The 15,767-nt window shown below is 45.9% G+C and carries 13 protein-coding genes; 12 read left to right on the forward strand and 1 reads right to left on the reverse strand.

All coding sequences use genetic code 11. The annotated features are described in order from the left end of the window. Positions 1-28 precede the first annotated feature (28 nt). The 6 genes from ACFSVM_RS06375 to ACFSVM_RS06400 all read left to right on the forward strand — a co-directional run bounded on the left by ACFSVM_RS06375 (position 29) and on the right by ACFSVM_RS06400 (position 5,745). Positions 29-706, forward strand: coding sequence for a ribonuclease HII (locus ACFSVM_RS06375; RefSeq protein WP_076311171.1), 678 nt, complete (start codon positions 29-31; stop codon positions 704-706). 380 nt (positions 707-1,086) lie between these two features. Continuing rightward, positions 1,087-3,120 carry a hypothetical protein gene (locus tag ACFSVM_RS06380; RefSeq protein WP_379260953.1) on the forward strand — a complete coding sequence of 678 codons (2,034 nt, stop codon included), beginning with the start codon at positions 1,087-1,089 and terminating at the stop codon, positions 3,118-3,120. After that, complete coding sequence (locus ACFSVM_RS06385; protein WP_076311169.1) at positions 3,117-3,425, forward strand: EscU/YscU/HrcU family type III secretion system export apparatus switch protein; 309 nt, start codon at positions 3,117-3,119, stop codon at positions 3,423-3,425. The genes ACFSVM_RS06380 and ACFSVM_RS06385 overlap by 4 nt, the downstream gene beginning before the upstream one ends. Positions 3,426-3,431: 6 nt before the next feature. Then, a complete protein-coding gene (locus ACFSVM_RS06390; RefSeq protein ID WP_090722997.1) occupies positions 3,432-3,848 on the forward strand; it encodes a YraN family protein in 417 nt (138 codons plus the stop codon). Positions 3,849-4,167: 319 nt separating this feature from the next. Next, entirely contained in the window at positions 4,168-4,722 is a 555-nt protein-coding gene (locus ACFSVM_RS06395) for a nitroreductase family protein (protein ID WP_076311167.1), read from the forward strand. Positions 4,723-4,863: 141 nt separating this feature from the next. Further along, positions 4,864-5,745 carry a hypothetical protein gene (locus tag ACFSVM_RS06400; protein ID WP_379260956.1) on the forward strand — a complete coding sequence of 294 codons (882 nt, stop codon included), beginning with the start codon at positions 4,864-4,866 and terminating at the stop codon, positions 5,743-5,745. Positions 5,746-5,975: 230 nt separating this feature from the next. On the opposite strand, the gene ACFSVM_RS06405 is transcribed toward ACFSVM_RS06400, so the two are convergent. Beyond that, positions 5,976-7,556: a YifB family Mg chelatase-like AAA ATPase gene (locus ACFSVM_RS06405; RefSeq protein ID WP_379260958.1), complete on the reverse strand. Its 1,581-nt coding sequence runs from the start codon at positions 7,554-7,556 to the stop codon at positions 5,976-5,978. A gap of 1,042 nt (positions 7,557-8,598) precedes the next feature. On the opposite strand from ACFSVM_RS06405, the gene ACFSVM_RS06410 reads away from it, so the two are divergent. From ACFSVM_RS06410 to topA, 6 genes are all read left to right on the forward strand, one after another. Continuing rightward, positions 8,599-8,844, forward strand: a complete 246-nt coding sequence (locus tag ACFSVM_RS06410; RefSeq protein ID WP_379262895.1) for a YobA family protein — start codon at positions 8,599-8,601, stop codon at positions 8,842-8,844. Positions 8,845-9,405: 561 nt separating this feature from the next. Then, positions 9,406-9,864: a MarR family winged helix-turn-helix transcriptional regulator gene (locus tag ACFSVM_RS06415; RefSeq protein ID WP_076311159.1), complete on the forward strand. Its 459-nt coding sequence runs from the start codon at positions 9,406-9,408 to the stop codon at positions 9,862-9,864. Between the two features lie 268 nt (positions 9,865-10,132). Then, positions 10,133-11,293: an ADP-forming succinate--CoA ligase subunit beta gene (gene sucC / locus ACFSVM_RS06420; protein WP_076311158.1), complete on the forward strand. Its 1,161-nt coding sequence runs from the start codon at positions 10,133-10,135 to the stop codon at positions 11,291-11,293. Positions 11,294-11,354: 61 nt separating this feature from the next. Next, entirely contained in the window at positions 11,355-12,284 is a 930-nt protein-coding gene (gene sucD / locus ACFSVM_RS06425) for a succinate--CoA ligase subunit alpha (RefSeq protein ID WP_076311157.1), read from the forward strand. Positions 12,285-12,450: 166 nt separating this feature from the next. Beyond that, on the forward strand, positions 12,451-13,560 hold the full coding sequence (gene dprA, locus ACFSVM_RS06430) for a DNA-processing protein DprA (protein WP_076311156.1): 1,110 nt from the start codon (positions 12,451-12,453) through the stop codon (positions 13,558-13,560). Positions 13,561-13,633: 73 nt separating this feature from the next. After that, on the forward strand, positions 13,634-15,733 hold the full coding sequence (topA, locus tag ACFSVM_RS06435) for a type I DNA topoisomerase (protein WP_076311155.1): 2,100 nt from the start codon (positions 13,634-13,636) through the stop codon (positions 15,731-15,733). Positions 15,734-15,767 lie beyond the last annotated feature (34 nt).

Consider the following 15,767-nt stretch of genomic DNA (forward strand, 5'->3'; position numbering starts at 1 on the left):
GGGATGTGCCGTTAGGGGGAAATAACAAATGAAAGAATTGGATCTGAACATACAGGAGACGGATACGTTCGAAGAGCCTGAGATAGATATGCTTAGATATGAAAGAGAAGCATGGGACAGCGGAGCTGAATATATTGCAGGTATTGATGAAGTAGGAAGAGGCTGCTTATTCGGTGATGTCGTAGCTGCTGCTGTCATTTTGCCAAAAGGTTTAGTACTCGAAGGGGTCAATGATTCCAAGAAGCTAAGTGACAAGAAGCGGGAATTGTTATTTGACATCATTATGAAGGAAGCTGTCTCAGTCGGTATAGGGATCGTCGATGTGGAGACGATTGACCGGATTAACATCAGGCAGGCATCTCGGCTTGCCATGAAACAGGCGGTTCTTGCACTTACCCCATCTCCGGATCATCTGCTCGTGGATGCAGAAACCGTGGATGTACCTCTGCCGCAATTATCGATTATTAAAGGGGACGCCAACAGCCAATCAATTGGTGCAGCATCTATCATTGCCAAGGTGACAAGAGACCGGATGTGTAAAGGGGAGTGGGATGCTCTGTATCCTGAGTACGGTATTGCTATACATAAAGGGTATGCGACAAAGCTGCACAGAGAGCAGCTGCTCGCACTGGGACCTACACCGCTGCATCGCAGAAGCTTTCTCGGAAAAATATTAGGAGAGCAGGAGCAGCCTACATTGTTCTAACAGACAGGTTCTGGTGCAGCGAGAGAGGAGCAGAGTCTGAGTAATGTTTATATCTAATCGTAGTGGCTTACTCTAGCAGGTAAACTTGATAGGATGCTAGATCGCTAGATCGCTAGATCGCAGAAGATCGTTGATGGATATACCTGCCTTTTTTTATGGTATTCGTTCTATATGAGGGATGAATATGCATTATCTAGATCAAGTTATTTCGGTGCAGTACTGTTTTTAATAGCAGTGCTGCTTTTTTTAATAGCAACGACTTCTTCAGTGTCCCACCCGTTATACCGATAAAATGAATAGATTATAGGGTGAATCAATTTCATTGAATACGTGTTGATATAGATAGCATCTCATTATTTGTAGAAAGGAGTAGATGGTATTTGAATATAGGTCAAGCAATCAGAGGCATGCTAGGAGATTCCAAGCCTCAAGGCGGTGCTAAGACGCTCGAGCTGAAGGAAGGCATGGTGGTGCGTGCTGAGGTCATTCAGGTGTCACCGGATCAGAAGGAAGCCGTACTCCAGATCAAAGGGGTGCAGGTGAGAGCGGCATTAGATACTCCACTTGTAGCCGGGCAGAATGCGCTGCTTCAGGTTGGAGGGCAAAACAAGGACGGAATGATGGTGATGAAGCCTTTTCAAGGTACACTTGGATCTGTATCAACTGCAACGCTTGCAGATCTGCTGACAAATCTTCAGCTGCCGGATACGAAGGAGAACAGAACACTCCTTAGTGCAATGCAGCAGAGCGGAATGCCGCTGACGAAGGACAACGTGAAGCTTATTCAATCGCTTATGAATGTAAAGCCGGCTGCTGCAGGGGATATCGAGTGGATCACTTCGGCAAGTCTTGCCATGCAAAGGGGGCTGCCCGTCACAGGCTCTACCATCTCTGGACTATATTATGCGATGTTTGGGCCAGCATTAGATGAGCTGCTGGGTCAGCTGGATGCAAGACTAACTGAAGCTGCTAAAAGCGATGGATTGAGTGGAAAGGTACCAGGAGGCATTTCAGATACGCCTGCAGAAATGGAGGGCTCACAAGAGCTTAGACAAGCCCGGACACATGCTGGAAGCGAGGGGAGCAGGCTACTCAGTACCGGAATGGCCCAGCAGGCAGATGTTCACAAAGCAGCGGGTACCACCGGATTAACAGGTACAAATGATGGAGCTGATGGACCGGAGCTCATGGAGTCTATGAAGACAGGGACCGTAGATTCCAGGGCTATTCAAGGAAACGGAGCAGATGGAAGGACAACGGCAACAGCCGGTCCTGCAGCCGCTGGGTCTAATACGATTCCGACAGCGGGTCCAGGTGCTTCAGGTTCTAATGTAGCTGGGATGCTGGCAGCGGAATTGGGTGGAGGTGATCCGGCAGCTCAGGATCACCGGGTACGTACGGGCAGCCATGCGCAGGCGGCTGCCGCAGGACGGAGTGAGGCAGGCGGGGGACCGAGCCTGCCTGTGGGGGAGGCTGAAGAGCCGAGGACGGCGACTCCAGCCAATCGCAGTTTTGGGGACAGTGGCGAAGCTCCTGTCCAGGCGAGAGGCGCAGCAGCGGGCGGGGGCGAGCTTGTGCTGCGTGCCGCAGCACTGCTTGCCCAGCTACGAGCTGCGCCGCAGGGGCCGGCCGGAGCAGAGCCGGCCGGCAGCGATGTTGCTGCGGCGGCGCAGGGCGAGCCGCAGCAGGACGGTGCTGATGCAGCGCCAGCACCGGCAGTGCACACGCCTGCCACCACGAGGGATGACTCGTGGGTGGCGCGTGTGCTGAAGCTGCTCGGTGCGGAGCACGAGCAGCAGGTGGTGCGCGGGATGCTCGCACCCGCGCAGGCAGAGGTGTCCGCGGCAGAGCAGGCGGACACGCTGAAGAGCGTGCTGATGCAGATGGAAGCAAGTCCAGAGCTTCCTGCCGGTCTCAAAGAGACCGCAGGTCAGCTCGTGCACTTGCTCACAGGGCATCAGCTGCTCATGAATACCGACCGGACCGCTCCTTTTGCCCAGATGAACTGGTTCATCCCTCTGAGCGGAGCGGACGGTCAGATGACGGCAAATGTCCAGATCCAGTCCCGCCGCGGACCGCGCGGCGAAATGGATGCCTCCCATTGCCGGATCTGGTTTGACCTGAACATGAAGCAGCTCGGTCCCACGCTGATCGACATGCAGGTGGCAGGCAGGGTAATCAGTCTGCATATTCGCACAGATAATGAGATGGCTGCACAAATTTTTGAGCTGGGTCGTGAACAAGTGGACAGTGCGCTGCGGAACACCGGCTATCAGCTATCCGTATATAAGTCGGAAGTGGTAGAGAACCGTCCTGAGCAAACAGAGCAGGTACAAGGTTCCTCATCCTCAGCTGTAAGTAAGATGGCTTCGTATGTCCCGGAATCATATAAAGGAGTGGATATGCGAGTATGAAGCAGGAAGAAGAAAGTGTTGTACGCAAGAAGGCAGTTGCGCTCAAATATGTACCTGGCGAAGCAGAAGCCCCCGTTGTAGTCGCCAAAGGGGACGGAAGGCTGGCCGAATCCATTCTGGAGAAGGCACTGGAGCATGGTGTCCCGATACAAGAAGATCCCGCTCTTGTTGAGGTGCTGTCCAAGCTGGATCTGGATCAACAAATTCCTCCTGAATTGTATCAGCTCGTAGCCGAGGTGCTTACCTTTGTATATCAGGCCGAGCAGAAGGCGATTGCATCCGCCGGCCAGAGAAAAGAGGTGTAGGCAACGATGAAGGACGATAATAATTCCAAACCGGCTGCACCGAGGAAGAGGAAAGATTCTCGCAAAGAGAAAGGTGGAGCCGGAGAACAGGCGGCAGTTCAATACCTTAAGCAGCAGGGTTACGACATTATGGATACGAACTGGAGATGTAAGAGCGGTGAGCTCGATATTGTGGCTCAGAAGGGCGGAACCACCATTTTTGCAGAAGTTAGAAGCCGGACTAGCCTGGATCGCTTCGGAACTCATCTGGAATCGGTCAATCTACGAAAAATAGCTCAGGTACGCCGTACCGCAGCCGTATATATTCAAGAACGCAAATTATACAATAGTCCCATTCGCTTTGATGTCATAGGCGTTCTGCTGAATCCAGCAGACTGGACAGAGGAACCTTTACATATCGATCACATTATGAATGCATTCTAATCCAATCGTTGGAGCTAAGAACTTATTCAGAAATTCCCGAGTTCAGCTCGAACGGTTGGATGATGTTTGTTACAATCATTTGACATGATGACAAGTGCTTCAAGGGATGCCGCACGAATGTTGGGATATGACCGATCATATCCTGTTTTATTAGAGCAAGAGCAGGCTTGGGGTGGAACTCCTAGGATAGATCATTAGGGTAATCATTTGACTTTAGATGAAGAACCGAGGTATGCTAACACCAGTATCTAAATGATAAAGATTATCATTATCTGTGAGAAAAAAACAACTTCATACCTGTTAAGGAGGATTATATAACATGAATGAATCACAAATCGCTTCATCTGTCCATGTGAAGGATGTCATTCGCGAACGACGGACGATCAAGAAATTTAAGCAGGAGGCAGTGCCGGTTGAGAAAATTACCGAACTGCTGGATACAGCGGTGTGGGCACCGAATCATAAGCTTCGCGAGCCTTGGAGATTTCTGTTATTCACGGGCGAAGGCCGTCAGAAGTTAGCTGAGGCGGTATCGAATGAAATGGGCGAGGACAATAAATTTGTCAATGCCGTGCTTACGAATCCGTCAACATTGCTGGTCGTTATGAAGGAGGATCCACGCCAAGCGATATGGGATGAGGATTTTGCCGCAACTAGCGCACTTATACAAAATTTCATGCTCGCAGCATGGGGTGAAGAGATCGGGACCTTCTGGGTAACCAAGCCGTTTCTGTACGGACCTAAATTCAGAGAAACTCTGAATATTGTTCCCGGCGAAAAAATTCTTGGCATGATCTATGTGGGGTACCCCGATGTGGTGCCAAAGCCGCAAGAACGCACGGCTGCAGCAGACAAATTAACGGTTTTTGAGTAAGCTATAGTCAGATAAAGCCATGATAAGATGAAGCTCTTCTGATCGGATCAGAAAGAGCTTTTTTGGTTTTTGTAAATTCGTCTTATGAAATTTATAATGGATGGTACTAGTCCATTCATTTCATGATAGGGTGAATTATCTATGAGCTTGGCTTCGTTATTGAATACAAATTCTACTTTGCAAAAAGCGATTCGAGAAGTGACACCTCTGCCAGATGATTTTTACTCCAACACAGCGGCAGCCCCATTCAAAAATAAAAATATATTGGCTGAAGCCCAGTTCACTAGTTACGTTTCGGGCCTTATTCGAACCTCCTTTCAATATTTGGCCTGCGCCATGATTGCGAGAGAGAATGGAGATTCTCCTGATGCAGCGTTTAATCCCTATATTGCCAAAGGACATGAAGTCATAAATGAATTTTTTGAGGATGTTCCTGAGACGGCCGTGCTGAATGAGCTGTATGCCGATTTTAAATCAAAATGGACGAGCTTCATTCACGGGGAACAGATGGATCCAGCTGAGCTGATTGCAGGAGCATTTATGTGCAGCAAGCTAGATACGATATATCGAGTAGGCGTCAGGTCTACCTATACCAGTACAGAACAATTCGTTAAACAATTTACAAGTCTCCCTACGCCAGATGTGATGGAGGATTTGCTTTGTTTAATTGAGATTTTTAAGGAGCATTTCACCACGATACAAGGCCAGACAGTATACTATCCGGCCTTTGATCATAGACGCCGTCTGGTAGGCGGTGCTCAAGCTGATGTCATAGTCGACGGTACCTTATATGAGATGAAGACGAGTAAGAAGGCCGGCTATGCCTGGAAGGAAGCTGCAGAGCTGCTTGGATATTATCTTTTAAACAAGATTGAAGGAGAGCCGTATCCCATTCGGAGGCTGGCCTTCTATAAAGCGCGATTCGGAAGTATGGAATACGTCGATGTCGATTGGCTTGAGAATAATTATGATCTAGACCATGCAGCAAGAATGTTATCTAAGGCGAGAAGATATGGTTACTGATTGATTATGGTTGAACGTAGGTTGTTCGTATCATGATGTATCTAGCATTCAGTTCTTCAGTTCGAAATCAATATGCCAATTATGTATCCTAGCGACTTCTATCAAATCTTCACTCAATTCTGTACAGATAACAATTGTACATCAAATAATCCTCACTACTGCTTCCAGTATCAAATTGAAGTTTTTCAGTCCCATTTCAAGTGGTGGCAATTCCACTCTCTTAAAGTGTCTTAATCATACTCGGGCATCGCCACAGATTTTAAATCCAGGTTACGATATTGTATTGCTTCTGCAACATGTTCGATCTGAATTAAATCCTGTCCTTCCAAATCAGCAATAGTTCTTGCCATCTTCAGGATCCGATCATAGGATCTCATGCTGAGCCCAAGCGCATCAATCGTTTGAACCAGCATTTCAGATGCATCTGGCTCCAGGTTAACATAACGCCTCAGCAGCCTCCCGGACAGTTCACTGTTCCAGGAAATAGGGTGATTCCTGTAGCGTGAAGCTTGAATTTTATGAGCGGAGAGAACCATTTGAAGCATCGTTTCGGAAGAGGAAGTCAGCGTAGCCTCTAATCCTTCCTTAGGCCTCGGAACCTCAACCTGTAGATCAATACGGTCAATTAAGGGACCGGATATTTTCGCACGGTAACTAGCAACCTTGGCAGGACTGCAGGTACAGCGCTGCAGCTTAGGATCACCTCCAGCAAATCCACATGGACACGGATTCATCGATGCAGCGAGCATAAAATGAGCAGGGAAGGTAAAGGCGGCTCGTGCACGGCTCACGGTAACCTGCCGATCCTCCAAAGGTTGTCTCAGCACCTCAAGGACTTGCCTGCTGAATTCTGGCAGCTCGTCAAGAAACAAGATTCCCCTATGGGCAAGACTCACTTCCCCGGGCTTCGGAACAGTTCCACCCCCAATCAGTCCGCCGGCAGAGATCGTATGATGAGGAGAACGGAAGGGCCGTCTTGTGGCAAGCCCGCTGACACCTTCCTTCAGTTTGCCCGATGCACTTAGAATTTTGGTGACTTCCAGTGCCTCCGATTCAGACAGCGGTGGGAGAATGGTCGGAAGTCGTTTGATCAGCATCGTTTTTCCCGTACCAGGTGGTCCTACGAGCAGAATGTTATGCATACCGGCTGCGGCAATGGTTAGCGCCCGCTTGACATGCTGCTGCCCGAGAACATCCAGATAATCTTCAGGAAGAAGGGGATGGACTTGATGAGCAGTCACGGTAGGTGGACGATGACTAATCAGATGGTTGTAGTTTTCTATCACAACTCTTCCGTCTGGTGAAGTGGGTTTGTCGGGAATGATCTCTTTCAAATGAGAGAGGCCGAATACTTCAATCCCACCAATAATCGCCCCTTCCGCAGCGTTCTCATGGGGCAGAATGACGGAATCAAAACCCTGCCTGCGGGCTAGATCCACCATACTAAGTACACCAGGTACAGGCCGAAGACTTCCGTCCAGCGCAAGCTCGCCGAGGAAGAGAGTTTTTTTGTCAGGAGGAAGGAGCAGCTGCTCACTCGTCGACAGAATGGCGAGGGCAATGGCCAGGTCGAAAGAGGACCCCTCCTTCTTCAGATCAGCTGGCGCCAGATTGATCGTGACTCGCTGCATCGGATACTGAAAGCCACAGTTCTTAATCGCTGCGCGAACACGCTCCACCGCTTCTCGGATAGCCGAATCCGGAAGACCGATGATCGATGTCTGGGGCAGACCGTTCGAAAGGTCGGTTTCCACCTCAATTAATACTCCATCAATACCATATAAACACGCACCGTATAATTTTCCGTACACCAAAAAGCACCCCTTTACGTATTCGTCTCAGAGCAAAATCATGGACGTAATGAACGTGAAAAAAGGTGCTTCCTTATTTTCATAGTATATATGGACTTGCATCAATCGATCCATAAGATGAAAGATTACAGAGCTTTAATTTAATTGGCCTCTAAATATTTGAATCTTTAACTTAAAAGAATTGTATATAAGAGTGCTTAACAATGTCAAGCTTGCCATGTTATATAAATACAAATGATTAGAATTGACTACAAATTTACATTAAAGTAAAATTTCGTAGTATAATTGTGAAAAAATACAAGAGTAGGATTGTTAAACTGACGGAGCAGATCATCATTGAGCTGGAGAGGTTAACTTAAATGTCATTAATCAACCAGAAATTAGATGAATTGAAACAGATTTTCTCTGATCATTACACCAATTTCTTTTTTCTTTTATTTACTACTTATTTTGCACTAGCTGAGACCAATGCAATAAAAGAATTTCTGGAACTTATTTTTAATGGTCGTACATTTATTACTCAGTTCTTGGTATATTTGGTATATCTATTTTGCATAAGATTTGATGATACCCTTGGCAAATATTTAAAACATTTTGTTGAACGGACGGGAATACAGTTATACTTATTACATGGGATTTTATTCATATACATGGCATATGAACTTATAATAAGAATTTTTAAAATTGATATTTTGTCACATTCCCTATTCTTATAATAATTTGAATTAGCTTATTTAGCTGCTTGACAAGTTGCCATTTTTGGTGGCTTTTATTTATTTCTGGTATGCATTCCGTTCTGATGATTTGATCGCAGAACATTCTGACCAGATTGTCTGGAACACTTTAAGTTCGTCAGATTAGATAGACAAAGAAGGCGGGGGATTGAAGCTTAAAGAACCTAACTGTTATTTTAATACTATTAGCTCAAATATTAAGCGGGTGTTCGCTTAATGAGGGACCGAGCAATGCAGGAAATGATGCTGGGTCAACAAATGAGCAGGCTGGTAATCATCCAAATGGCCTCTTTATCACAGGATACATCATCGACCAAGACGAAGAGCGTCTACTTATTGTTGAGGGTTTAGATGAATTAGAATTTGATATAAATCAGCAGTCCGTTGAAGAAATTTTAAAAATTGCTGACCCCAATGCGATTTGGATTACCATTGACGATGATAGAGTGAATGACTTTAGTATCGGTGAAAAAGTGAGAGTTATAGTAGATGGAGGAGTAAACACCTCTTTTCCCGCACAAGCAGCAGCTAAGCAAATAGAGTTAGTTGAATAAAGTAAGCATACACAAAGAGTCCAGATCAATGATCTGAATATATTTGGAATTTTGCCTCTCTGCAAAATTCGGAGTATCTATCCATACAAAAAAAGAAAGCACCTATTCTACACTGCTCTCGTTACATGTTCTTGAGAGTATCGGCGCGAAGAGGTGCTTCCTCATTTTTCATGTCATTCTGGTTGTCCAAGAAACTTCATCTATATAATCTATATAAAAATTCTCAGCAGCATACAACAATTTATAGGGTAATGGAAACATCACTACAAAATACCAAACTTGATATTACTAACGAATAACCTGTAGGCTGCAAGAGAATTGTATATACGGATGAATAACGAGTCATAAGAACACAGTGACGATAATATATGATGCCGTAAATATATATTGTGTACAATTAAATTTATCATGATAAAATAAATTTGTAAATAATTTTTATAAATTAAATGTAGATTTTTATGATTGCTGTGCTAAAATAAGAAGAAAATGTGAATTATCCTGCTAAAGGAGCATTGAAGACAACTTGTTTAGAACATAATCTGATTGGCGGGTGGAGGTACTATGTCGATTCATGAAGAATTGAAGCTGGAGAACCAGCTTTGCTTTGCTATATATGCATGCTCTAGAGAGATTACTAAGCTGTATCAGCCCTTTCTCGACAAGCTTGGCGTGACTTACTCACAGTATCTGGTGCTCATGGTGCTATGGGAGCATAAGGAATGCACGGTTAAGGATATCGGAGAGAAGCTGTACCTGGACTCAGGCACGCTGACTCCGCTGCTGAAGCGAATGCAGTCTGCGGGTCTTATCAATAGGGAACGTTCGGCTAACGACGAGCGAAAGGTTATGATTACGTTGACAGAGGAAGGTGCGAAGCTTCATGATGAAGCGCTGCATATTCCACTTGCGATGCGTTCAGGAACGAGCGAGGATGATGAGCAGTTTACCGTAATGCTGAATCAATTTAAAGGTCTGTTAGCCAAAGTGCATGATGCAAACGTGGAGAGCAAACAGCAGTAGCTGTGCATGGATAAACAGGCAAACTGAATATAGTCGTTTATAATAATTGCCTTCTGGTTAAAAGGATCTTTTAATCATGAAGGTTTTTTTATTTACATTTATTGCCAAGTATTCGATATTTGGAATGATACCGATATCAAAATACACTCGTTCGGAGATGAATTTTTAAGGTAAGCGTTTTAAAAACATGTTACAATGATGTGGGTTTATAAGGAAATATGTCATTTAACCCGCCTTGTTGCAGTCATGTTGATAGGAGGATTCGAGAATGAATATCCATGAATATCAAGGAAAAGAAGTGCTGAAACAGTACGGAGTTACCGTTCCGAACGGGAAAGTAGCTTACACGGTAGAGGAAGCGGTAGAGGCCGCAGAGTCGCTGGGAAGCCAGGTGACTGTAGTAAAAGCGCAAATCCACGCAGGTGGACGCGGTAAAGCAGGCGGCGTAAAAGTAGCCAAAAATTCAGATGAAGTACGCGCATATGCTTCCGAAATTCTCGGTAAAGTGCTGGTCACTCATCAAACGGGTCCAGAAGGTAAAGAAGTAAAACGTCTTCTTATCGAAGAAGGATGCGATATTCGCAAGGAGTATTACGTAGGTGTTGTCGTAGACCGCGGAACTGGACGAGTTGTCATGATGGCTTCTGAAGAAGGCGGTACCGAGATCGAAGAGGTAGCGGCAGCAACACCAGAGAAGATTTTCAAAGAGGTTATTGATCCTGCGGTTGGCTTCCAGGTATTCCAGGCGCGGAGACTTGCTTATGCAATTAACATTCCAGGTGAACTGGTCAATAAAGCGGTGAAGTTCATGCTCGCGCTGTATGAAGCATTCGTTGACAAAGACTGCTCTATTGCCGAGATCAATCCGCTCGTTGTTACAGGCGATGGCAACGTAATGGCGCTCGATGCGAAGCTCAATTTTGATTCCAATGCATTATATCGTCACAAGGACATCCAAGCTTTGCGTGACCTAGACGAAGAAGATGAGAAAGAGATCGAAGCATCGAAGTTTGACCTGAGCTACATAGCGCTTGATGGTAACATCGGCTGTATGGTTAACGGTGCAGGTCTTGCGATGGCAACGATGGATATCATCAAGTATTACGGCGGCGACCCGGCCAACTTCCTTGACGTTGGGGGCGGTGCTACAACCGAGAAAGTAACTGAAGCATTCAAGATCATTCTGTCTGATGCTAAGGTAGAAGGTATCTTCGTCAACATCTTCGGCGGCATCATGCGCTGTGATGTCATTGCGGATGGGGTTGTTGAAGCAGCGAGACAGCTTGGTTTAACCAAACCTCTTGTCGTAAGACTTGAAGGAACAAACGTTGAGCTCGGCAAGAAAATATTATCCGAATCCGGTCTTAACATCGTAGCAGCGGATTCGATGGCAGACGGTGCACAAAAAATCGTTGCCCTCGTTAAATAATTCATTCCTTTTCGGGGCTGCCCGAATATTTGAAAAATAACCGTAGGGGATGTGAACGATCGTGAGTATTTTGGTAAATAAAGATACAAAAGTGATTACACAAGGAATCACAGGAGCCACAGCCAAATTCCATGCTAAGGGTGCGCTGGATTACGGCACTCAGATGGTAGGCGGCGTAACTCCTGGCAAGGGTGGTACGAACGTTGACATTACACTTGAGAATGGCAATGTCGTCAGCCTGCCTGTTTATAATACCGTGGTAGAAGCTAAGGAAGCGACCGGAGCTACAGCAAGTGTTATTTATGTTCCCCCGGCTTTTGCAGCAGATTCCATTATGGAAGCTGTTGATGCTGAATTAGATCTTGTGATTTGTATTACAGAGGGTATTCCGGTACTTGACATGGTTAAGGTCTCCCGTTACATGGAGGGCAAGAACACGGTCCTGATCGGACCTAACTGTCCAGGTGTCATTACACCGGGAGAGTGTAAGATTGGTATCATGCCTGGATACATTCATATGCCGGGTCATGTTGGCGTTGTATCCCGCAGTGGTACATTAACTTATGAGGCGGTTCATCAGCTGACTACACGTGGTATCGGTCAATCCTCCGCGGTTGGTATCGGTGGAGATCCTGTCAAAGGTTCTGAATTTATTGACATTCTCTCCCGTTTCAATGAGGACCCGGATACACATGCCGTTATCATGATTGGTGAGATTGGCGGTACGGCTGAGGAAGAAGCGGCAGAGTGGATTCGTGATAATATGACAAAACCTGTAGTGGGCTTCATCGGCGGTGTGACGGCACCTCCAGGGAAACGGATGGGACATGCAGGAGCGATTATCTCGGGTGGTAAAGGGACAGCGAAGGAAAAAATCGAAACACTTGAAGCCTGCGGAATCCGCGTCGCCCCTACACCTTCGGAGATGGGCTCTACGCTGGTTAGCGTATTGGAAGAGCGAGGTATTCTTAATCTCTGCATGACTCACTAATTGTTAAAATAATTTTCCTTCTATTATAATAGCTGTAATAGTGGAAGAGGGTATATTGCAGAATCTAGGTAAGCAACCTTTTTGTCGAATGACGACAGAAGGGTTGCTTTTTGTCTTTTTATAACAGATTTACTCATTCGTTTAATGATCAGGGAGGTTTAGTCTATTGGAATCTAGATATTTATTACTTGGGCTGCATGAAATTGATGGGATTGGAAGAAAGACGATAAATAAGCTGCTCTCAAGTGGAAATTTACATACGGACATGCTAAAATACGAAACTCAGGACTGGATTCAGACTGGAATGAAGAAAGACCAGGCGCTCAAAATAACCGAGCGCTTCTCCGAAGCATGGATTGAGGAGAGACTTCATGCCTTATCGAAGGGGCGTACCCAATTTGTAACTTATCTTGATGAGGATTATCCTGTTTTCATGAAGGAAACGCCAGACCCTCCTCTTGTGCTATATCTAAAAGGAGAGGTGAGCTTGCTGCATCATCCTTCGATTGCCATGGTAGGAACCCGAGTGCCCTCAGGCTATGGCAAAAAGGTAGGGGAGATTCTAGCTTCAGAGCTCTCTAATGCAGGCTACACGATTGTTAGTGGTCTTGCCCGAGGCATAGACAGTATCTGCCATGAAGCAGCCTTGAAGGCAGGAGGAACGACCATTGCTGTATTAGGGGGAGGCTTCTCCCATATCTATCCGACGGAGAATCATACCCTCGCGAATCACATAGAGAAACAAGGCTTGCTGGTCAGCGAGTATCCGCTCCATATGCAGCCTCGACCCGGGCTCTTTCCACAAAGAAATCGAATTATTGCCGGACTTACCTATGGAACGCTGGTTGTAGAAGCGGATATTCGGAGCGGCTCCTTAATTACAGCAGATGCTGCACTTGAGGCGGGAAGAGATGTGTTTGCTGTGCCGGGCATGATTACTTCACCCAAGAGCCAGGGAACACTGAATCTGATTAAACAAGGCGCCAAGCTGGTTACTTGCGCAGAGGATATTAATGAAGAATACGCACATCTAATTAAGCCGACAATCCAGGAGAGGATCGCTGCTACGGGAAGCGAATCAGATCTGAAGATGATGCCAAGCTTGAGTTCCGAGGAACAAATGATATATGATTTGCTGGAGGCAGGTCCACTGACTTTGGATGAACTGGTGGGCAAACTCTCATTCGATTTTGGACATTTGCATTCAGTTCTGTTATCTTTAATCATAAAAAAGCAAATCATGCAATTACCTGGTGCTATATATAAGTTAATATAGATTCCTGTGGCGTTATAAATTACATCCGCCATAGGTGACATGTAGGGCTATATTGTGAGAGGAGGATGAACCTATGGCGGATTCACTTGTCATCGTGGAATCCCCGTCGAAAGCAAAGACAATTGGTAAGTATTTGGGCAGCAAGTATATTGTCAAAGCTTCGATGGGCCATGTCCGCGATTTGCCGAAGAGTCAGACCGGCGTAGAAGTGGAGAATGATTTTAATCCTAAATATATTACAATCCGCGGAAAAGGTTCTGTGCTGAAAGAACTTAAGGACGCATCTAAAAAAGTGAAAAAAGTATATCTGGCAGCTGACCCCGATCGTGAGGGGGAAGCAATCGCTTGGCATTTGGCTCATGCTCTGGATCTTGACCAAACCGAGAGCTGCCGGGTTGTTTTTAATGAGATAACGAAGCAGGCAGTCAAGGATGCCTTCAAGACACCTCGCAAGATTAATATGGATCTTGTCAATGCACAGCAGGCAAGACGTATTTTGGACCGGCTAGTAGGCTACAAGATCAGTCCACTTTTATGGAAAAAGGTGAAGAAGGGTCTATCTGCAGGTCGAGTTCAGTCTGTAGCTGTCAAAATTATTCTGGATCGTGAGGACGAAATTAACGAATTTGTTCCGGAAGAATATTGGAGCATTACGGCGAGACTGGAAGCTGACGGAAGTCCGTTTGAGGCAAAGTTCCATCAGCTTCGTGGTGAGAAGACGGAGCTCAGTAATGAAGAGCAAGTGAAAGAAATACTTAAAGAAATAGAAGATAAGGATTATGTCGTAACAGAGGTCAAAGAGAAAGAGCGCACGCGCAATCCTTCGGCTCCTTTTACAACTAGTTCTTTACAGCAGGAAGCGGCTCGTAAATTGAATTTCCGTGCAGCAAAGACGATGTCAGTAGCTCAGCAGCTATATGAAGGGGTTGAGCTTGGCAAGGAAGGCACGGTTGGTTTGATCACTTATATGAGAACAGACTCCACACGTATCGCACAGTCTGCTCAAGAGGAAGCCAAGGAATATATCACAGGTAAGTACGGCGAATCCTTCGTTCCGGAAACATTCCGACAATATTCCAAGAAAAATGCAAATGCGCAGGAAGCGCATGAGGCGATTCGCCCAACCTCTGTATTGAGAGATCCGGATTCAGTGAAAGCATTTACAAGTCGTGATCAATTCCGTCTATACAAGCTGATTTGGGAACGATATGTGGCGAGTCAGATGGCTTCAGCTATTCTTGATACCCTGTCTGTTGATATTGCAGCAGGAGAGGCTTCTTTTCGTGCTACAGGCTCCAAGGTTCGCTTCCATGGTTTCATGAAGGTCTATGTTGAAGGCAACGACGATGGCACCACGGATGAAGAGAAGCTCCTGCCTCCACTAAAGAGCAGGGATAAGCTTATTCATAAAGAAATTGAGCCGAAGCAGCACTTTACACAGCCGCCGCCTCGATATACAGAAGCAAGACTCGTCAAGACGATGGAAGAACTGGGCATCGGAAGACCGAGTACGTATGCTCCAACGCTGGAGACGATTCAGAAACGTGGTTATGTCGCAATTGAAGACAAGAAATTTATTCCGACAGAGCTTGGTGAGCTGATTAACGAGCAGATGGAGCAATTTTTCCCTGAAATTGTCGATGTGGAGTTTACCGCTCATATGGAAGAGGATTTGGACCATGTTGAAGAAGGATCTGAGGACTGGGTTAAAATATTGGCTGAGTTCTATAAATCCTTTGAGAAGAGATTGCATGTAGCAGAAGAAGAAATGAGTGAGATCGAAATCCAGGATGAGGTATCCGATGAGATCTGTGAGAAATGCGGCAAACCGATGGTATATAAATTTGGCCGATTTGGTAAGTTCCTGGCATGCTCTGGATTCCCGGATTGCCGCAATACCAAGCCGATTATTAAAAATATCGGAGTAACCTGCCCGACGTGTAAAGAAGGACAGGTCGTCGAGCGCCGCAGTAAAAAGGGCCGGATCTTCTACGGCTGTGACCGATATCCTGAATGTGATTTTGTCTCGTGGGATAAGCCTTCACCAAAACCTTGTCCTAAATGCGATTCGTTGATGGTAGAGAAGAGAAACAAGCAAGGCACAAGACTGCAGTGTACTTCCTGCGATCATACAGAACCGGTCGAGGAAGCGGACGAAGCGGTCGAAATTTAAAACATAAAAATAATGGATTAACCGGTAGTACGGG

The organism is Paenibacillus shunpengii (genome assembly GCF_042684905.1).
In the GTDB taxonomy this organism is placed as follows: Bacteria; Bacillota; Bacilli; order Paenibacillales; family Paenibacillaceae; genus Paenibacillus; species Paenibacillus shunpengii.